The organism is Kocuria sp. NPDC057446 (assembly GCF_042802875.1).
Lineage (GTDB): Bacteria > Actinomycetota > Actinomycetes > Actinomycetales > Micrococcaceae > Kocuria.
The window spans coordinates 17,250-36,100 of record NZ_JBHVDI010000010.1; the positions used below are offsets into that span (position 1 = coordinate 17,250).

Sequence of the window (18,851 nt, forward strand, 5' to 3'; positions counted from 1 at the left end):
AGGGTGTCATCGGCGCAACTTCGGGTCGAGGGCGTCGCGCAGCGCGTCGCCCATGAGGATGAACGAGAGCACGGTCAGGGACAGGAACAGCGACGGGAAGAGGATCAGGTGCGGGGCGTCGCGCAGCCTGTTCTGCGCCGCGTTGATCTGCAGGCCCCAGGAGATCTCCGGCAGCTGCAGACCCACGCCCAGGAAGGTGAGCGTCGCCTCCGAGGCGATGATCGTGCCCACCGCGATGGTGGAGTAGACCAGGACGGGCGCCACGGCGTTGGGCAGGATGTGCTTGGTGAGGATCCGGCCGGTCCGCGCGCCCAGCGCCCGGGCCGCCTGGACGTAGTCGGCCTCCTTGACCCCGATCACGTTGGAGCGGACCAGGCGCATGGCCGTCATCCAGCCGAACGCGATCAGCGCGAGGGAGACCTCGAGCACCCCGCGCTCGGGCAGCACGGAGAGCAGGATGATGGCGCCCAGGATGAGGGGGAGGCCGTAGAAGATGTCGGTGATCCGGGCGAGCAGCGAGTCGAGCCAGCCGCCGTAGTAGCCGGCGAGCGCGCCCACCACCACGCCGATGGCCAGGGTGCCCAGGACGGCGAGGAAGCCGATGGCCAGGGAGATGCGCGCGCCGTGCACCACGTTCGAGTAGTAGTCGCAGCCCTGGACGTCGTAGCCGAACGGCGCCCCGGGCTGCGGGCCCTCCCCCGAGCGGCCGAGGCTGCAGGCCCGCGGGTCCACTGAGGTGAACACCTGCGGGGCGAGGGCCATCACCGCGAACACGACGAAGAGCAGGGCTCCCACCAGGAAGAAGGGGTTGCGGAGCAGGCCCTTCCAGGCGTCCCGCCACAGGCTGACCTGCTCGATGTCCCCGGCGGCCGCCGCCGAGGCGATCTCGTCCGCGCGGTCGTCCACGCGGTCGGAGAAGGTCTCGTGGCGGGCGTCCCGTTCCTCGCGGACGCTCTCCGGACGCGGCTCATTCATAGCGGATCCTCGGGTCGAGGGCGGCGTAGAGGACATCGACCACCAGGTTGAAGAAGATGTAGAAGAAGACGAACAGGGTGACGATCCCGACGACGACGGCGCCCTCCTGCCGCAGCACCGCGTCGTAGACCGCCCGGCCGAGGCCGGGGATGTTGAACACCGACTCGGTGACGATCGCCCCGCCCATGAGGGCGCCGAGGTCGGCGCCGATGAAGGTGACCACCGGGATGAGGCTGTTGCGCAGGGTGTGCTTGCCGACCACCGACACCTCGCTGAGACCCTTGGCGCGCGCCGTGCGCACGTAGTCGCTCTGCAGGTTCTCCGCGAGGCTCGTGCGGGTCAGCCGGGCCACGTAGGCGAGCGAGAGCGCCGCGAGCACGAAGCCGGGCAGGACGTAGCTGTACCAGCCGTCCGAGATGCCGGCGATGGGGAACCAGCCGAGCCGCACGCCGAAGACGTACTGGGCGAGGAAGCCGAGGACGAAGACGGGGATGGACACGACCACCGTGGTCGAGACCAGCACGAGGTTGTCGAAGAAGGACCCGCGCCGCAGGCCTGCCAGCACGCCGGCGAGGATGCCGATGAGGATCTCGAAGGCCACCGCGACGAGGGCCAGCCGGGCCGTCACCGGCAGCCGGTCCAGGATCGTGTCGAGGACGGGACGGCCCGAGAAGTCGGTGCCGAAGTCGCCCTGCACCAGGCCGCCCAGGTACTTGGCGTACTGGATCAGCAGCGGGTCGTCGAGATTGTACTCGGCGCGCAGCTGCGCCTGCACGGCCTCGGACAGCGGACGGTCGCCGGCCAGCGCCCGGATGGGATCGCCGGGAAGCGCGTAGACCATCGCGAAGATGAGCAGGGACGCGCCCAGCAGCACCGGGACGGTCAGCAGCAGACGGCGGAGGACGTACCGCCCCATGGGTCTCCTTGTGTGTTGAGGTGTTGCGTGGACAGGTGGCCCCGGGGCGCCCCGTGCGGGGCGCCCCGGGTCAGGGTCGGATCATTCCGAGGTGACGACGACGTCCTCGACCTCGACGCGGCCGAAGCTGTTGACGTAGACCTCGTCCACCTTCTCCGAGTGGGCGTACTGCACGAGCCCGAAGAACAGCGGCGTGGCCGGCATGTCGGCCACGAGCAGGTCCTCGGCCTCCTGGTAGGCCTGGATCGCCGAGTCGATCGAGTCGGCGGCGTTGCCCTCCTTCAGCTTGGCGTCGAACTCCTCGTTCGAGTAGAACGTCACGTTCGACCCGGCCGGCGGCAGGGCCGCCGTGGAGTAGGTCGGGCCGAGCATGTTCTCCATGACCGGGTAGTCCATGATCCAGCCGGAGCGGAACGGTCCGGTCATGCCCTTCTCGTCCTGCTTGGGCAGGTACTCGGCGAACTGGAGGTCGCCGCGCAGCTGGTACTCGACGCCCAGGTTCTCGCGGAGCTGGTTGCCGACGGCCTGCATCCACTCCTCGTGGCCGGCGCCGGCGTTGAACCACAGGTCCACGGGCTCGGACTTGTCGAAGCCGGCCTCGTCGAGGATCCGCTTGGCCTCCTCGACATCGAGCTCGCACACGTCGCAGGCGTCCTCGCGGTGGCCGTCGATCACGGGCGAGACGAAGGACGCGGCCGGGGTGCGAGCGCCCTGGAAGATCGCGTCGGTGATCGCCTGCCGGTCGATCGCCATGGAGAAGGCCCGCCGGACCTCCGGGTCGGCGAAGCGCTCGTCGTAGGTCGGGAAGCCGAGCGCGGTGATGTCGCCGCGCGGGGTGGTCTTGAACCGTTCGCCGAACTGGTCCTCGGCGGAGCCGATGGCGTCCGGCGGGATCTGGTCGACCACGTCGAGCGAACCGGCCTGGAGGTCGTTGTAGGCGGTGTTGATCTCGGTGTAGACCCGGAACTCCACGCCCGCGGCCTTGGCCGGCTCGTCGCCGCCGAACTCCTCGTAGCGGGTGAGCGTGATGCCCTGTCCCTCCTGGAAGGCCTCGTCCGCCTTGAAAGGGCCGTTGCCGATCGGCTGCTCGCCGAAGCCCTCGGGGTTGTCGAAGAACGCCTCCGGCATCGGGAAGAACGCGGTGTAGCCGACGGTGGTCGGCCACTGCGCGTAGGGCTCGCTCAGGGTGACCTCGAAGGTCTGCTCGTCGACGACGCGCAGACCGGACATCTCCGTGGCGGTGGGGCTCGCACCGTCCTTGCCCTGGAGGGCGTCGTAGCCCTCCACGTTGGAGAAGAAGTACGAGTTGCCCTGCGCGTTCTCGCTGTTGGCCACGTAGTTCCACGAGTCCACGTAGCTCTGGGCGGTCACCGGGGACCCGTCGTGGAAGGTCCAGCCGTCCTTGAGGCTGACCGTCCACGTCGTCTGGTCGTCGGACTCGATCGACTCCGCGACGCCGGTGTAGACGGCCTCGTTGGACTCCCGGTCGTACTCGACCAGACCGGTCCACAGCGCGTCGACGACCTGGCCGCCCTCCGTCTCGCCGGTGTTGCCGGGCAGCAGCGGGTTCTCGGGCTCGCCGATGTACACACTGAAGGTGCCGCCGCCGTCGCCGCCCTCGGCGGAGGTGCCCCCGCCGCCTCCCCCGCCGCACGCGGTGAGCAGCAGGGCTCCGGAGAGCACCACTGACGTGCCCGCGATCCGCTTCGTTCTCATCGTTTCCTCCATGGGTCGATACGGGCCCGCCAGGAGTGCTGGGTTCGCAGTCCGAGGGGGACGGGGCCACGCCGGGGCGAGCACGGGGCTCGCGTCGTGGAGCACGAGGCTCCGGGTCCGACGTGACGGAGATCACCGTCCGCCGCACCCAGAAGAAATCTATGTGGTCCATCCGGGGGGCGGCAGCAGACACGCCAGAAGAAACAGAAACCGCCGGTATCGGTTACCCATCGGCAACAACAACGGCGGGGCCCTGTACCGCCACCGGGCCGGAGGTCGGCTCAGCCGGCGGCGGGCAGCCCCCCGAGCCCCGCCCCGGGAGCGGCAGAGCGCAGTACGGAGCGCACCTCGTCCAGCTCCGTCACGGAGGCCTCGGCGAGGAGGACGAGCGGGACGCCGCGCCGCGCCGCGCAGCGGATCTCGGCGTGCAGGGCGCCCACCGCCCGGTCCAGCGACCAGCGCGCCGATTCGAGGGCGCCGTCGAGGGGTGCGACGTCGAGACCGATGCCCACCTCCTCCCCGGAGGCCACGGCGTCGAGGACCCGGTCGAGCGCCCACTCCGCCGCCTCCACCTCTCCCGCCGCGGCGAAGACCCGCTGGAGGAGCCCGGCGGGGTGCAGACCGAGGTCTTCGTCCTGGCGGTCGGGGGCGGCGTCGTCGGGGTGCTCCGGGAGCAGCGGGACGTGGACGGGGTCGACCGACCGGGACGTCGGCCGGGGGGACAGTGCACTGCTCATCGTCGAACCCTCCTCAGGACCTGCAATCGCACCCCCTCCGCCCGGCGCCCGGCGCGGGCCGAAGGGGTCTGCTCCCATGGAACCAGCGACCCCGGCGGACTTCCAGAGGGGCGCCGGTGAACACGTCACAAACGCGTTGTGACCTGCGACAATGCAAATGCGTCAAGTGGACAGGAGAAGATCCGGCTCCTAGGGTCGGAGGCGGCCCGAGAGGGATTCGGGACCGCCGCCGCACCGGGCCCCCGCCCGGGCGCACCGCCGTCCGCACCGGCCCCTCCCCCGGGGTCGGTGCGGACGTCCCACCTGCCGGCCGCCCGGATCCCCGCGAGCCGCCCCGTCCGCGCGCACCCTCTGCGCACCCCCCGCGCACGGGCCGCACCGGTCCCCGCCGGCAGCGGTCACGATCCCCTGCGCTCCCCCGCCCCCGGAGATCCCATGAGCCGAACGTCCGAAGCCCCCACGACCGGCACCACCCGCTCGACCGCCGCGGCCCCCGCCCGCAGACCCCGCCTCATCGCCGTGGACGCCGCCCGCGGCTTGGCGCTGATCGGCATGATCGCGGTCCACATCCTGCCCGTCCACGACCCCGAGACCTTCGAGCCCACCCTGCAGTGGAGTCTGTTCGGCGGGCGCGCCGCGGCGCTGTTCGCCCTGCTGGCCGGGCTGAGCCTGGCGTTCTCCTCGGGCGGGCGGAACCCGCACCGGGGCCGCGCCCTGACAGCCACCCGCGCCGGACTGGTCGTCCGGGCCCTGCTCATCGCCGCCCTCGGGCTGGCGATCAACCAGGTCATGCCGTCCCCGGCGCCCGCGCTGGGCATCCTCGTCTACTACGGCGCGTTCTTCCTGCTCGCCCTCCCCCTGCTCGGCCTGCGGCGCCGCACGCTGGCCGCCGCCGCGGGCCTCTTCGCGGTCCTGGGCCCCGTGCTCGTGCACGTGCTCGGCCCCGCCCTGCCCCAGCCCGGGACCGTGAACCCCACCCTCGGCAGCGCGCTCGCGGACCCGGGCGCCACCCTGGCCCAGGTGCTGCTGACCGGGACCTACCCGGCCGTGCCCTACCTGACGTACCTGTGCGCCGGTCTGCTCCTCGGCCGGACCGACCTGCACGAGGTCGTGGTGCGGGTCCGGATCGCCGTGCTCGGCGTGATCCTGGCGCTCGGCGCGTGGTTCGTCTACTGGGTGCTGGTCCTGCAGGCCGGCGGCTACGACCAGCTGATGCGGCACACCCCCTGGCTGAGCGAGGACCAGATCGACGAGATCCTCGTCTGGGGGCCGAGCCCGGACCTGCCCACCTCCACCTGGTGGTGGCTGCTCACCCCCGGCCCGCACAGCAACACCCCGGTGACGCTGCTCATGGACCTGGGCACCGGCCTGGCCGTGCTGGGGCTCTTCCTGCTCGTCGCGCGTCCCGACCGGTTGTGGACCGCGCTGGGCGCCATGGGCGCCCGCACGCTGACCCTGTACTCGGCCCACCTGCTCGCCCTGGCCACGACGGTCCACTACGCGGACCGTGCGCTCTGGTTCGCCGTGCACGTGGCCGTGGCCGCCGGCTTCGCCGTGCTCTGGCAGCGGACGCTGGGGCAGGGGCCGCTCGAGCGGGTGGTCGCGGCCGCCGTGCGGGCCACCCGCCGCCTGGTGCTGAGCGGGGCCTCCCGGACGGGGGGAACGCCCCGCGGCTGAGGGGTCCGGCACGCCGGGGCCCGCACCGCGGGCCCCGCACCCCGGGCGGACGCCCCCGACGGCACACTTCTCCGGTGTGGCCCCTGCCACAGCGGGGCTCGGCGGGCTATGCTCCTGGCATGTCACGATTCAGTCCCTTGGAGTGGCCGGTCCTCCGGCAGATCCGTTCGGGCGACCTGCTCGGTCGCGGCCCGGCGGTGACCTCGGAGCGCACCCGATCCACGGCCCCGCGCACGAGCACCGCGGACCGGGTCGTGCAGAGCGTGTGCCCGTACTGCGCGGTCGGCTGCGGTCAGCGCGTGTACGTCAAGGACGAGAAGGTCGTCCAGATCGAGGGCGACCCGGACTCGCCGATCTCCCGCGGCCGCCTGTGCCCCAAGGGCTCGGCGAGCGAGCAGCTGGTCAACGCGCCCGGCCGGCAGACCGAGGTGCTCTACCGTGCGCCCCGGGCCACCGAGTGGCAGCGGCTGGACCTGGACACCGCCGTCGAGATGGTGGCCGACCGCGTCCTCGAGGCCCGCCGCAACGGCTGGCAGGACGCCGACGAGCAGGGCCGTCCGCTGCGCCGCACGATGGGCTTCGCCGCCCTGGGCGGCGCCACGCTGGACAACGAAGAGAACTACCTGATCAAGAAGCTCTTCACCGCCGCGGGAGCGATCCAGATCGAGAACCAGGCCCGTATTTGACACTCCGCGACGGTTCCCGGTCTGGGAGCCTCGTTCGGTCGCGGTGGCGCGACGCAGTCCCTGCAGGACATGGCCAATGCCGACTGCATCGTCATCCAGGGCTCCAACATGGCCGAGTGCCACCCCGTGGGCTACCAGTGGGTGACCGAGGCCAAGGCCCGCGGCGCGCGGGTCATCCACGTCGACCCCCGCTTCACCCGCACCTCGGCCGTCGCTGACAAGCACGTCCCGATCCGGGCCGGCTCGGACATCGTCCTGCTCGGAGCGCTGGTCAACCACGTGCTCACGCACGACCTGTGGTTCGAGGAGTACGTCCGCGCCTACACCAACGCCGCCACGCTGGTGAACGAGGACTTCCGCGACGCCGAGGACCTCGACGGCCTGTTCTCGGGCTTCGACCCCGAGACCGGCCAGTACGACATGTCCACCTGGGCCTACGACGAGAAGGAGGACGGCGCCGGGGACGACGACGGCAAGGTGGACGCGCCCGCGGGCGACCCCGACAACGGGGCCGAGGCCGGAGCCGAGGCCGTGGAGGAGGCCGCCGGTCAGCAGCTGGGCAGCGGCGGCGCCCCGATGGAGCACGCCCGCATGCTGCGCGACGACACGCTGCAGGACCCCCGGACGGTGTTCCAGATCCTCAAGCGGCACTACGCGCGCTACACCCCCGAGATGGTGCAGGAGGTGTGCGGCATCTCCACCGAGGACTTCGCGTACCTCGCCCGCTCCGTCACGGAGAACTCCGGGCGCGAGCGGACCACGTGCTTCGCCTACGCCGTGGGCTGGACCCAGCACAGCCTGGGCGCGCAGTACATCCGCACCGCCTCGATCCTGCAGCTGCTGCTGGGCAACATGGGCCGTCCCGGCGGCGGGATCATGGCCCTGCGCGGGCACGCCAGCATCCAGGGCTCGACCGACATCCCGACGCTGTTCAACCTGCTGCCCGGCTACCTGCCGATGCCGGTGGCCGGCACCCACGACACGTTCGAGGACTACCTGGCCGCGATCGCGTCGAAGAAGCAGAAGGGCTACTGGGCCGAGGCCGACGCCTACACGACGAGTCTGCTCAAGGCCTGGTGGGGGGACGCCGCCACCGCGGACAACGACTGGGCCTACGACTACCTGCCGCGCCTCACCGGGGCCCACGGCACCTTCCAGACGCTGACGAAGATGCTCGACGACGAGGTGGAGGGGTACTTCCTGCTCGGCCAGAACCCCGCGGTGGGGTCCTCCAACGGCCGGATGCAGCGCATGGCCATGTCCCACCTCAAGTGGCTGGTGGTGCGCGACCTCAACCTCATCGAGTCGGCGACCTGGTGGAAGGACGGCCCGGAGATCGCCTCGGGCGAGCTGCGCACCGAGGACATCGAGACCGAGGTGTTCTTCCTGCCCGCCGCCACGCACGTGGAGAAGTCCGGCACCTTCACCCAGACCCAGCGGCTGCTCCAGTGGCGCCACCAGGCGGTGGCGCCGCCGGGCGAGTGCCAGAGCGAGCTGCAGTTCTTCTTCGAGCTGGGCCGGCGGATCCGGGAACGGCTGGCGGACTCCGGCGACGAACGGGACCGCCCGCTGCTCGACCTCACCTGGGACTACCCCGTCGACGAGCACGGCGAGCCCGACCCCGAGGCGGTGCTCGCCGAGATCAACGGCCGCCACCTCACCGGACCGGACGCCGGGAAGCCGCTGTCCTCGTACACCGAGATGCGCGCGGACGGCTCGACCTCCGGCGGCTGCTGGATCTACACCGGCGTCTACGCCGACGGCGTCAACCGCGCCGCCCTGCGCCGGCCGGGTCAGGATCAGGCCCCCGCGGCCCTGGAGTGGGGCTGGGCGTGGCCGGCCAACCGCCGCCTGCTCTACAACCGCGCCTCGGCCGACCCCGAGGGCAGGCCCTGGAGCGAGCGCAAGAAGCTCGTGTGGTGGGACGAGGAGCAGGACCAGTGGGTCGGGGACGACGTGCCCGACTTCCCGCTCCGCCTCGCCCCGGGCACCCGTCCCGACCCCGACACCGGCGGCGCGGCCGCCCTCGCCGGCGACGACCCGTTCATCATGCAGGCCGACGGCAAGGGATGGCTGTACGCGCCCAAGGGCGTGCTGGACGGACCGCTGCCCACCCACTACGAGCCGCAGGAGTCGCCGGTCGCCAACGCCCTGTACAGCCAGCAGCGCAACCCCTCCCGGGTGCTGTTCGCCCGCCGGGACAATCTCACCGCCCCGAGCGCCGGGGAGCCGGGGGCGGACGTGTACCCCTACGTGTTCACCACCTACCGGCTCACCGAGCACCACACCGCCGGTGGCATGAGCCGCTGGCTGCCCTACCTCTCGGAGCTGCAGCCGGAGATGTTCTGCGAGGTCTCCCCCGAGCTCGCCGCCGAGTGCGGGCTGGAGCCCTACGGCTGGGCCACGATCGTCTCCCCCCGGGCGGCGATCGAGGCGCGGGTGCTGGTCACCGAGCGGATGACCCCGCTGACGGTGCGCGGGCACACCGTGCACCAGATCGGCCTCCCGTACCACTGGGGGGTGGGTGACGACGCCGTGGTCAGCGGCGACTCCGCCAACGACCTGCTGGGCCTCACGCTCGAGCCCAACGTGCAGATCCAGGACTCCAAGGTGGGCTCGTGCCACATCCGCCCGGGCCGCCGGCCGCGGGGCGCCGAGCTGCTCGACCTGGTCGCGGAGTACCAGGAGCGCGCCGGCGCCACGGTGGAGACCGGCAACACCCGGATCGACGTCCCCGGCGACGTCCCGGCCCCCGGCCGGAGCGGCGACCGGAGCCCGGACCCGGCCGCCGGCGAGACCACCGACCCGACCACCGACCCGACGAGGGAGCACTGATGGGCCAGCTGGCCGGACCGACCGATCCCACGGCAGACGCGCACTGGGAGCACCGGCACGAGCGGAAGGGCTTCTTCACGGACACCTCGATCTGCATCGGATGCAAGGCCTGCGAGGTGGCGTGCAAGGAGTGGAACCAGAACCCGCAGGACGGGGAGCTCGAGCTGCTCGAGTCCTCCTACGACAACACCGGCTCGCTGGGCGCCAGCACCTGGCGGCACGTGGCGTTCGTGGAGCAGGACAGCGAGCGCATCGAGGAGGCCCGCGAGTCCGGGCGCAAGCTCGTGAGCCTGGGCATGCCGCGCGTGGGCCCGCCCGAGGCGCGCCCGCAGCCCGCGGGGGACACCACCCCGCCGGACACCCCGGAGTTCCGCTGGCTGATGTCCTCCGACGTCTGCAAGCACTGCACGCACGCCGGGTGCCTCGACGTGTGCCCCACCGGGGCGCTGTTCCGCACCGAGCACGGCACCGTGGTGGTCCAGGACGACGTGTGCAACGGGTGCGGGACCTGCGTGGCCGGCTGCCCGTTCGGCGTGATCGAGCGGCGCACCGACGGCACGGCCGCACCCCGCACGGAGCGGGACGGGCAACCGGGCAAGCCCGAGGTGAAGAACGTGGGCGTCGCCCAGAAGTGCACCCTGTGCTACGACCGCATGGTGGACGACCAGACGCCGGCGTGCGCGCAGACCTGCCCGACGACCTCCATCAAGTACGGCGAGCACGACGACATGGTCGAGACGGCCCGGCACCGGGTCGCCGAGCTGCACGCCCAGGGCCGCACCGAGGCCCGGCTCTACGGCGCCAACGAGCTGGACGGCGTCGGCGGCACCGGCTCGGTGTTCCTGCTGCTCGACGAGCCGGAGGTCTACGGGCTTCCCCCGGACCCCCGTGTGCCCACCGCGGACCTGCCCCGGATGTACCAGCGGGCCGGCCTGGCCGCGGCGGGCATGCTCGCCGCCGCCGCCCTGGCCTTCGCGGGAGGCCGCTCGTGAGCCTGTCCGAGTTCGACAGCTACCGTCCGCCCGAGCCGCCGCGCCGCCCGCGGCGGGACGGTGCGCGCCGGCGGGGCGCCGGCCGGGCCGGGGGCGGCGACGGCTCCCGGGAGATGCCGATGGTCCCGGAGCCGGAGTTCGGCTCCTACTACGGGCGCCCGGTGGTCAAGCCGGCGCCCTGGGGCCACGAGGTCGCCGCGTACCTGTTCCTCGGCGGCGTGGCCGGCGGCTCGGCGCTGCTGGCCCTCGGCGGTCAGCTGACCGGCCGGGACGAGCTGCGGCGCAACGCACGCCTGGGCTCGGTGACCGCACTCGGCCTGGGCGGCGCGGCCCTCGTCGCGGACCTCGGCCGCCCCGAGCGGTTCCTGCACATGCTGCGCACGTTCAAGCCGACCTCGCCGATGAGCATGGGCACGTGGATCCTCAGCGCGTTCGGGGCCGGCATGGGGACCGCGGTCGCCTCCGAGGTCGACCGGATGACCGGGTCCCGCCTGCCGCTGGGCCCGCTGCGCCCGGTGCTGCGCGCCGTGGAGGGACCGGCCGGCGTGGAGGCCGCCGTCTTCGCCGGCCCGCTCGCCGCCTACACCGCGGCCCTGCTCTCCGACACGGCGACGCCCACCTGGAACGCGGCCCGCGAGGACCTGGCGTTCGTCTTCGTGAGCTCGGCGAGCCTCGCCTCGGGCGGTCTGGCGATGGTCACCACGTCCGTGGACGAGGCCGGCCCCGCGCGGCGGCTGGCGGTGCTGGGTGTGGCGGGCGAGCTGGTCGCCACGAAGCTCATGGAGCGCCGCATGGACCCGGTCGCGGCCGAGCCGCTGCACCACGGCCAGGCCGGGACGATGCTCGCGTGGAGCGAGCGGCTGGCGGTCGCCGGCGGTCTCGGCACGCTGCTGGGCGGGCGGCACCGGGCCGTCGCCGCGCTCTCGGGGCTGGCGCTGCTGGCCTCCTCGGCGCTGACCCGGTTCGGCGTGATGGAGGCCGGCATGCACTCCGCCGTGGACCCGCGCTACACGATCGAGCCGCAGAAGGCGCGGCTGGCCGCGCGGCAGGCCGCCGGGGTCACCGACGACTCGATCACCACCGTCGGCTGAGCGCCCGGCGCCGTCCCCGGGCGGGGCTCAGCGCACCTCGATCCCGGACCCCGCGACCGTGTGGCCGACCACGGGGTGTCCGGGCACCTCGCCGACGACCAGCAGGCCGCCCGAGGTCTGCGCGTCGGCCAGCAGCAGCAGGTCGTCCTCGGTGACGCCGCTCGCGGCCCGCAGGTGCGGGCGCACCCAGTCGAGGTTGCGGCGGGTCCCGCCGGAGACGTAGCCGTCGCGCAGCGCCTGCGCCGCGCCCTCGACGAGGGGCACGGCGCCGCGGTCGAGCACCGCGCCGACCCCGGAGGCACGGCACAGCTTGTGCAGGTGCCCGAGCAGCCCGAAGCCGGTGACGTCGGTGGCCGCCCGGGCCCCGGCCGCCAGCGCCGCATCGGCCGCGTCCCGGTTGAGCCGGGTCATCGTGGCGATCGCCTCCTCGAACACCTCGCCGGTCGCCTTGTGCCGGTTGTTGAGCAGCCCCACGCCGATCGGCTTGGTGAGGGTGAGGGGCAGCCCCGGGGCGGCGGCGTCGTTGCGCAGCAGCCGGTGCGGGTCGGCCACACCGGTGACGGCCATGCCGTACTTGGGCTCCGGGTCGTCGATGGAGTGCCCGCCGATCACCGGGCACCCCGCCTCGGACGCGACCGCCAGACCGCCGCGGAGCACCTCCGTCAGCAGCTCCATCGGCAGCTTCTCCCGCGGCCACCCGACCAGGTTGATCGCCATGACCGGGCGCCCGCCCATGGCGTAGACGTCCGAGAGCGCGTTCGCGGCGGCGATCCGGCCCCAGTCGTAGGCGTCGTCGACGACCGGGGTGAAGAAGTCGGCGGTGGAGAGCACCGCGAGGTCATCGCCCACCAGGACGGCCGCGGCGTCGTCGCCGTCGTCGAGACCGACCAGCACCCCGGCCCCCGGCCGACCCGTGAGGCCCCGGACAGCGTCCTCGAGCTCGCCGGGAGGGATCTTGCACGCGCACCCGCCGCCGTGGGCGAAGCCGGTCAGCCGGACCGCCCCGGTCGCGGGCGGGGGCGGGGCGGACGTCTCGGTCTGTTCCATGCCGTCAGCCTACTGGCCACGGCGGTGCTAGGTTAGGTGGCGGAGGCGTCCGGGTCCTGGTGGGCCCCCCGGTCTTCAAAACCGGTGAGGCCGAGCACCTCGGCCTGGCGGGTTCGATTCCCGTCCGCCTCCGCCAACCTCTGCGCTGCCCACCCGCGCACCGCCCACCCGCACCGCGTGCCGCCCGACGAGGAGGTCCTGTGGCCCTGGACGACCCGCGCCGGCTGATCCCGCGCACCGATCAGCTGCTGGCCCTGCCGCCCGTCCGCCGGGCCCGCGAGCGGTTGAGCGAGGACGTCGTCCGCGACCTGGTCCGCGAGACCCAGGACCGGGCCCGGCGGGGTGAGATCGCCCCGGACGAGGTCGAGCCGGCGGTGCTCGCCGCGCTCGGGGCCCGCTCCGCCTCGAGCCTCACGCCGGTGCTCAACGCCACCGGCGTGGTGGTGCACACCAACCTCGGCCGCGCCCCGCTGTCCGCGGCCGCCCTCGACGCCCTGGTCACGGCCGGCGGGTACGTCGACGTGGAGCTCGACCTGGTGAGCGGCACCCGCTCCCGCCGCGGCGCGGCGGCCCGGGCGGCCCTGCTCGCGGCCTGCCCGCCCGCCGAGGAGGCGCTGGTCGTCAACAACGGCGCGGCCGCCCTGGTGCTGGCCACGACGGCCCTGGCCGCCGGCCGCGAGGTGGTGATCAGCCGCGGCGAGCTCGTCGAGATCGGGGCCGGCTTCCGGCTGCCGGAGCTGATCGAGTCGACCGGCGCCCGGCTGCGCGAGGTGGGCACGACCAACCGGACCCACCTGCGCGACTACGCCGAGGCGATCGGCCCGGAGACCGGCTGCCTGCTCAAGGTGCACCCGAGCAACTTCCGGCTGGAGGGGTTCACCTCGGGCGTCGGGGTGGACGATGTGCGGCCGCTGGCCCGGGCCCACGGCCTGCCCCTGGTGGCCGACCTCGGCAGCGGGCTCCTGACCCCCGACCCGCGGCTGCCGTCCGAGCCCGACGCCGCCACCGCCCTGGAGGGCGGCGCCGACATCGTCATCGCCAGCGGCGACAAGCTGCTCGGCGGTCCGCAGGCCGGTCTGGTGCTCGGCGGCGCCGACGTCGTCGCCCGGCTGGCCGCCCACCCCCTCGCCCGGGCCGTCCGCGCGGACAAGCTCGCCCTCGCCGCGCTGGAGGCCACGCTCACCGGCGGGCCCGCCCCGGTCGTGCGCGCGCTGCACGCGGATCCGCAGCGGCTCCGCGACCGGGCCGAGCGGCTCGGCGCGGCCGCCGGCGCGCCGGTGGTCGCCCACGACGGCCGCGTCGGCGGCGGCGGCGCGCCGGGCGTGCCCCTGCCGGGCTGGGCCGTCCGGCTGCCCGAGGCGGCGGCCCCGCTGCTGCGCACCGGCCGCCCCGCCGTGCTCCCGCGGGTGCACGACGGCGCGTGCCTGCTGGACCTGCGCTGCGTGCCCGAGTCCGACGACGAGCGCCTGCTCACCGCGGTGCAGGCGGCCCTGAGCGCCCTCGCCGGGGCGGACGGCGGCCCGGGAGGGGCCCGGTGAGCGTGCACGTCGTCGCCACGGCCGGGCACGTCGACCACGGCAAGAGCACCCTGGTGCGCGCCCTCACCGGCATGGAGCCCGACCGGTGGGAGGAGGAGCGCCGCCGCGGGCTGACCATCGACCTGGGCTACGCCTGGACCACGCTGCCGTCCGGGCGGGACGTGGCCTTCGTGGACGTCCCGGGCCACGAGCGCTTCCTCGGCAACATGCTCGCCGGCCTGGGCCCGGCGCCCGTCGTGTGCTTCGTCGTCGCGGTCGACGAGGGCTGGCAGGCCCAGTCGAGCGACCACCGCGACGCCGTCGCGGCCCTCGGCATCGAGCACGGCGTGGTGGTGCTGACCCGGGCCGACCGGGCCCCTGGACGCACCGGCGAGGTGCTCGCCCAGGTCCGCGCGGAGCTGGCCGCGACCGGTCTGCGCGACGCGCCCGCCGTCGCCGTCTCGGCTCTCGAGGGCACGGGCCTGACCGAGCTGCGCGCCGTCCTCGACGACGTCCTGGCGCGGGCGCCCGAACCGGCCGCGGGACGGCTGCGGCTGTGGGTGGACCGGTCGTTCACGATCACCGGGTCCGGCACCGTGGTGACCGGCACGCTGACCGCGGGATCGCTCCGGCAGGGCGACCGGCTGCACCTGCTCGGCCACGGCGAGGCCGTGCCGGTCGTGGTCCGGGGCATGCACAGCCGCAACGTGCCGCACACGGCGCTGGAGCCGCACACCCGGGTGGCGCTCAACCTGCGCGGGGTCCCGGCCACCGACGTGCACCGCGGCGACGCCCTGGTCACCCCCGGTACCTGGCCGCTCACCGGCGTCCTCGACGTCCGCCGGGCCACCGGACCCGCCTTCCGGGACACCGCCGAGCAGCTCGTGGTCCACGCCGGCACCGCGGCGGTGCCCGCCCGGCTGAGCCCGTTCGACGACGACCACGCCCGGCTGGTCCTCGACAGGCCCCTGCCCCTGGTCCTCGGGGACCGACTGGTGCTGCGCGACCCGGGCAGCCGCTCGGTGCTCGGCGGTGCCCAGGTCCTCGACGCCGATCCGCCGGCCCTGCGACGGCGCGGCGACCGGGCCCGCCGGGCCGCCCGGCTCACCGGCATGGACGTCCGCGGCGACGTCCTGGTGGAGGTGGCCCGCCGCGGCGCCGTGCAGGCACAGCACCTGCACCGCCTCGGGCTGCCGGCCGCCGGCGCCGTCCCGCCCGGCGACGTGCGCGTGCTCGGCGACTGGTGGGTGCACGCCCCGGTGCTCGACTCCTGGACGCAGCGGCTGCGCACCGCGGTGGAGGACCTGCACGCCCGCGACCCCCTGGCCGCGGGTCTCTCGCGGGGCGCCGCCCGCGACCTGCTCGCGCTGCCGGACGCCGCGCTGGTCGAGCCCGTGGTCCGCGGGGCGGGACTGGTCCAGGACGGCGGGCACATCCGCTCCCCGCAGCACCGCGCGGGGCTCGGCGCCCACGAGGCCGCGGTGCTCGAGCTGGAGCGGCGGCTCGCGGCCGAGCCGTTCCGGAGCCCGGAGGCCGACGACCTGACGGCGCTGCGGCTCGGCTCCCGGGAGCTCGCCGCGGCCGAGCGCACCGGCCGGCTGCTCCGGCTGGGGGACGGCGTGGTGCTCCTGCCCACCGCCCCCGCACTGGCCATGCGCGAGCTCGCCCGGTTGCCGCAGCCCTTCACCACGAGCCAGGCGCGCCAGGCGCTCGGCACCTCCCGGCGCGTCGCGATCCCGCTGCTCGAGCACCTCGACGCCCGCGGCTGGACCCGGCGCCTGGACGCCGGCCACCGCACGGTGGTGCGCTGAGCCGACGGCCCGGGGCCGAGCCCCGCCGCCCGGCGCCTATCCGCGCAGCGCCCGGAGGTGCTCGACGGCCTGGGGCAGCACCGTCCGCAGGTCGCCCACGATGCCGAGGTCGGCGATCTCGAAGACCGGCGCCTGCTCGTCCTGGTTCACGGCCACGATGGTGCCCGCCGTCTGCATCCCCGCGCGCTGCTGGACGGCTCCCGAGATCCCGCAGGAGACGTAGAGCTGCGGGGAGACGGTGCGGCCGGTCTGGCCCACCTGCGCCTCGGGGCCGATCCAGCCCGCGTCCACCGCCGCGCGGGAGGCACCGACGGCCCCGCCGAGGACGTCCGCGAGCTGCTCGAGCGGACCGAAGTCCCCGCCCGTGCCGCGGCCGCCGGCCACGACCACGCGCGCCTCGCCCAGCGCCGGGCGCCCGGAGGCCGGCAGCCCGGCACGGCCCACCACCCGGGCCGCCGGCCCGGTGTCCCGGAGCGCGTGCGTGCGCACCCGCGGGCGCTGCGCCTCGGCCGGTGCCGCGGCGGCGACGTCGGCCGGGAGCTCGACCGCGTTCGGGCGGACGGTCGCGATCAGCACCGGGCTCGTGGCCCGGCACCGGGTGGTCCAGCCCCCGGCGAGCACGGACTTGGTGGCGACGCGGTCGGCGTCGAGGGCCACCACGTCGGTGATCACCCCGGCCTCGAGCCGCACCCCGAGGTGCGCGGCGACGTCGGCGGCCTCGGGGGTGGCGGCGAGCAGGAGCACGGTGGCACCGGTCTCCCGGGCGGCGGCCTCCGCGAGCGCGACGGCCGGGGTGGTGAGCCGGTCGCCGGGCCCGCCCTCCGGCGCGTGCACGGTGCGCACCGCGTGGGCGGCGAGCGCGTCGAGCAGGGCGTCGCCGGGTGCGTCCGGGACGACGACGTGCGTCTCGCCCACGGTGCCCGCGAGCACGAGCAGCTCCCGGTCGGCGCGGCGCAGCCGATCGGTGGCCGCCAGCACCACCAGGGCCGTGGTCGAGTTCGCGGTCGTCGGGGTCGGGGTCATGGTGGTTCCTCCTCCTGCCCGGCGGGCGGGCGCGTGCAACGGGTCCCGGGGGCGGCCGGGGTCAGACGAGCTTGCGGGCCACGAGGAACTCGGCGAGGCGGATGCCGCCCTCGCCGTCGTCGTGCACGACCTCCCCGGCGGTCCGGGGCGGGCGCGGCACGGCGTCGAGCACCTCGGTGAGCGAGCCCGCGGAACCCACGGCGCCGGCGTCGAGGCCGAGGTCGGTGACCGACCACGTCTGCACGGGCTTCTTCTTGGCGGCCACGATCGCCTTGAAGTTGGGATAGCGCGGGGTGTTGACCTGGTCCGTCACGGCCACGAGCGCCGGGAGGTCCACGGCGATCCGCAGGGCCTCGGTCTCGGTGTGCCGGACGGCCGTGAGCGAGGCGCCGTCCTCGGCCGGGGCCAGGGAGCTCGCGAAGCCGACGTGGGCGAGACCGAGCCGCTCGGCGAGCTGCCCGGGGACCAGGGACGTCTCGCCGTCGGTGGAGGCCATCCCGGTGAGCACCAGGTCCACGGCCCGGTCCTCCTCGGCGGCGATCCGCTGCACCGCCGCGGCGAGCACCCGTGCGGTGACCCAGGCGTCCGAGCCGGTGAGGGCGTCGTCGAGCACGTGGAACCCGGCGTCGGCGCCCAGCTGGAGGGCGCGCTTGAGCGCGTCCCGCGCGCCTGCGGGCCCCACGGTGAGGGCCAGCACGCGGTGCCCGGCCGCGGCGCCGCCGTGCGTCTCGACGATCTGCACGGCGGCCTCGAGGGCGTACTCGTCGAGCTCGGAGAGGATCCCGGACGAGCGGTCGAGCAGCGGCGGCGTCCCGGCGAGGAGCCGGTCCCCCGCGGCGTCGGGGACGTGCTTGACGGGGACGACGATCGTCAGGGGCTGGCTCATGGTCTCCTCCGGACGGAACGGGGTAGGACGGGTCGGTGCGGGTCGGTGCGGAGCGGGTCGGTGCGGAGCGGGTCGGGCGGTCCGGTCAGGCGTCCGCGCGGTGCACGAGGCGCTCGGCGTGGCGGAGCAGGGGCTCGTCGACCATCCGGCCGCGGAACGCGAAGACGCCGGGGGTGCGGCGGGCCGCGGCGAGCAGCTCGCGGGCGGCCTCGACCTCCTCGGCGCCGGGCCGGTAGGCGGCGCGGACGGTCCCGACCTGCTCCGGGTGGACGCAGGCGGTGGCCGCGAAGCCGGAGGCCACGGCGTCGAGGGCCTCCTCGCGCAGCCCGTCGAGGTCGGCGATGTCCACGTGCACCGCGTCGATCGCGGGCCGGCCGGCGGCGCCCGCCGCGAGCAGCACGGCCGAGCGGGCGTGGCGGGCCACGTCCCGGTAGGCGCCGTCCGGGCGCCGGGACGAGCTGCCGCCGAGCGAGGCCACGAGGTCCTCGGCGCCCCACATCAGCGCCACCACGTTCGGGGCCCGGGCGATCTCGGCCGCGTTGACCACCCCCTCCGCGGTCTCGCACAGCGCGACGATCCGGTGCAGACCCAGCTCCGCGGCGACGGCGAGCCGTTCGGCGGAGGCGGTCTTGGGCAGCATCACGGTGCTGTAGCCGGTGTGCCGGAGGGCGACGAGGTCGTGGGCGAAGTCCTCGGTGTCCTCGGCGTTGATCCGCACGATCGTCCGGGCGGGGTCCAGGGGCGTGGCCACGAGGGCGTCCCGGGCGGCGGACTTGGCGGCCGGGGCCACGGCGTCCTCGAGGTCGAGGATCACGGCGTCGGCGCGCTCGGCCGCCTTGGCGTAGCGCTCGGGGCGGTCGGCCGGGCAGAACAGCAGGGCCGGTCCGAGGGTGAACGGGTCGGTCATCGGGGCTCCTTCACCGGGGTGTGGCTGCAGGGTGT

Annotated in this window: 14 protein-coding genes and 1 tRNA gene; 7 read left to right on the forward strand and 8 right to left on the reverse strand. The window is 74.6% G+C overall.

The genetic code is table 11. From position 1 onward, the window contains the following. Positions 1–6 precede the first annotated feature (6 nt). The 4 genes from ACFU0Y_RS02610 to ACFU0Y_RS02625 all read right to left on the reverse strand — a co-directional run bounded on the left by ACFU0Y_RS02610 (position 7) and on the right by ACFU0Y_RS02625 (position 4,344). Positions 7–975: an ABC transporter permease gene (locus tag ACFU0Y_RS02610; protein ID WP_380212884.1), complete on the reverse strand. Its 969-nt coding sequence runs from the start codon at positions 973–975 to the stop codon at positions 7–9. Beyond that, positions 968–1,891 carry an ABC transporter permease gene (locus ACFU0Y_RS02615; protein WP_380212885.1) on the reverse strand — a complete coding sequence of 308 codons (924 nt, stop codon included), beginning with the start codon at positions 1,889–1,891 and terminating at the stop codon, positions 968–970. The genes ACFU0Y_RS02610 and ACFU0Y_RS02615 overlap by 8 nt, the downstream gene beginning before the upstream one ends. A gap of 81 nt (positions 1,892–1,972) precedes the next feature. Beyond that, entirely contained in the window at positions 1,973–3,607 is a 1,635-nt protein-coding gene (locus ACFU0Y_RS02620) for an ABC transporter substrate-binding protein (protein WP_380212886.1), read from the reverse strand. Between the two features lie 281 nt (positions 3,608–3,888). Then, positions 3,889–4,344 carry a hypothetical protein gene (locus ACFU0Y_RS02625; RefSeq protein ID WP_380212887.1) on the reverse strand — a complete coding sequence of 152 codons (456 nt, stop codon included), beginning with the start codon at positions 4,342–4,344 and terminating at the stop codon, positions 3,889–3,891. A 435-nt stretch (positions 4,345–4,779) separates the two neighbouring features. Here ACFU0Y_RS02625 and ACFU0Y_RS02630 point away from each other — a divergent pair, with 435 nt between their 5' ends. The 4 genes from ACFU0Y_RS02630 (at position 4,780) to nrfD (ending at position 11,625) form a co-directional block, all read left to right on the forward strand. Then, positions 4,780–6,021 (forward strand): heparan-alpha-glucosaminide N-acetyltransferase domain-containing protein, encoded by a 1,242-nt coding sequence (locus tag ACFU0Y_RS02630; protein WP_380212888.1) that lies wholly within the window; start codon positions 4,780–4,782, stop codon positions 6,019–6,021. A gap of 119 nt (positions 6,022–6,140) precedes the next feature. After that, positions 6,141–9,542, forward strand: coding sequence for a formate dehydrogenase (gene fdh, locus ACFU0Y_RS02635; RefSeq protein WP_380212889.1), 3,402 nt, complete (start codon positions 6,141–6,143; stop codon positions 9,540–9,542). After that, positions 9,542–10,534 carry a 4Fe-4S dicluster domain-containing protein gene (locus ACFU0Y_RS02640; RefSeq protein WP_380212890.1) on the forward strand — a complete coding sequence of 331 codons (993 nt, stop codon included), beginning with the start codon at positions 9,542–9,544 and terminating at the stop codon, positions 10,532–10,534. The genes fdh and ACFU0Y_RS02640 overlap by 1 nt, the downstream gene beginning before the upstream one ends. After that, positions 10,531–11,625 (forward strand): NrfD/PsrC family molybdoenzyme membrane anchor subunit, encoded by a 1,095-nt coding sequence (gene nrfD, locus ACFU0Y_RS02645; RefSeq protein ID WP_380212891.1) that lies wholly within the window; start codon positions 10,531–10,533, stop codon positions 11,623–11,625. The genes ACFU0Y_RS02640 and nrfD overlap by 4 nt, the downstream gene beginning before the upstream one ends. Before the next feature lie 27 nt (positions 11,626–11,652). Here nrfD and selD read toward each other — a convergent pair whose 3' ends face one another. After that, positions 11,653–12,672: a selenide, water dikinase SelD gene (gene selD, locus ACFU0Y_RS02650; RefSeq protein WP_380212892.1), complete on the reverse strand. Its 1,020-nt coding sequence runs from the start codon at positions 12,670–12,672 to the stop codon at positions 11,653–11,655. Positions 12,673–12,713: 41 nt separating this feature from the next. On the opposite strand from selD, the gene ACFU0Y_RS02655 reads away from it, so the two are divergent. From ACFU0Y_RS02655 to selB, 3 genes are all read left to right on the forward strand, one after another. Next, a tRNA-Sec gene (locus tag ACFU0Y_RS02655) sits at positions 12,714–12,808 on the forward strand. Positions 12,809–12,872: 64 nt separating this feature from the next. Beyond that, entirely contained in the window at positions 12,873–14,210 is a 1,338-nt protein-coding gene (selA, locus tag ACFU0Y_RS02660) for an L-seryl-tRNA(Sec) selenium transferase (RefSeq protein ID WP_380212893.1), read from the forward strand. 2 nt (positions 14,211–14,212) lie between these two features. Further along, on the forward strand, positions 14,213–16,000 hold the full coding sequence (gene selB, locus ACFU0Y_RS02665; protein WP_380212908.1) for a selenocysteine-specific translation elongation factor: 1,788 nt from the start codon (positions 14,213–14,215) through the stop codon (positions 15,998–16,000). Between the two features lie 36 nt (positions 16,001–16,036). Here selB and ACFU0Y_RS02670 read toward each other — a convergent pair whose 3' ends face one another. The 3 genes from ACFU0Y_RS02670 to ACFU0Y_RS02680 form a co-directional block, all read right to left on the reverse strand. After that, complete coding sequence (locus ACFU0Y_RS02670; protein WP_380212894.1) at positions 16,037–17,023, reverse strand: electron transfer flavoprotein subunit alpha/FixB family protein; 987 nt, start codon at positions 17,021–17,023, stop codon at positions 16,037–16,039. Positions 17,024–17,084: 61 nt separating this feature from the next. Next, a complete protein-coding gene (locus tag ACFU0Y_RS02675; RefSeq protein WP_380212895.1) occupies positions 17,085–17,909 on the reverse strand; it encodes an electron transfer flavoprotein subunit beta/FixA family protein in 825 nt (274 codons plus the stop codon). A gap of 85 nt (positions 17,910–17,994) precedes the next feature. Beyond that, positions 17,995–18,816, reverse strand: coding sequence for an HpcH/HpaI aldolase/citrate lyase family protein (locus tag ACFU0Y_RS02680; RefSeq protein WP_380212896.1), 822 nt, complete (start codon positions 18,814–18,816; stop codon positions 17,995–17,997). Between the last annotated feature and the right edge of the window lie 35 nt (positions 18,817–18,851).

Coding starts and splice junctions, on each gene's coding strand:
- selD (WP_380212892.1), bottom strand. CDS start 12,672: ATGGAACAGACCGAGACGTCCGCCCCGCCCCCGCCCGCGACCGGGGCG.
- ACFU0Y_RS02625 (WP_380212887.1), bottom strand. CDS start 4,344: ATGAGCAGTGCACTGTCCCCCCGGCCGACGTCCCGGTCGGTCGACCCC.
- ACFU0Y_RS02640 (WP_380212890.1), top strand. CDS start 9,542: ATGGGCCAGCTGGCCGGACCGACCGATCCCACGGCAGACGCGCACTGG.
- ACFU0Y_RS02670 (WP_380212894.1), bottom strand. CDS start 17,023: ATGACCCCGACCCCGACGACCGCGAACTCGACCACGGCCCTGGTGGTG.
- ACFU0Y_RS02675 (WP_380212895.1), bottom strand. CDS start 17,909: ATGAGCCAGCCCCTGACGATCGTCGTCCCCGTCAAGCACGTCCCCGAC.
- ACFU0Y_RS02610 (WP_380212884.1), bottom strand. CDS start 975: ATGAATGAGCCGCGTCCGGAGAGCGTCCGCGAGGAACGGGACGCCCGC.
- ACFU0Y_RS02680 (WP_380212896.1), bottom strand. CDS start 18,816: ATGACCGACCCGTTCACCCTCGGACCGGCCCTGCTGTTCTGCCCGGCC.
- ACFU0Y_RS02620 (WP_380212886.1), bottom strand. CDS start 3,607: ATGAGAACGAAGCGGATCGCGGGCACGTCAGTGGTGCTCTCCGGAGCC.
- ACFU0Y_RS02615 (WP_380212885.1), bottom strand. CDS start 1,891: ATGGGGCGGTACGTCCTCCGCCGTCTGCTGCTGACCGTCCCGGTGCTG.
- ACFU0Y_RS02630 (WP_380212888.1), top strand. CDS start 4,780: ATGAGCCGAACGTCCGAAGCCCCCACGACCGGCACCACCCGCTCGACC.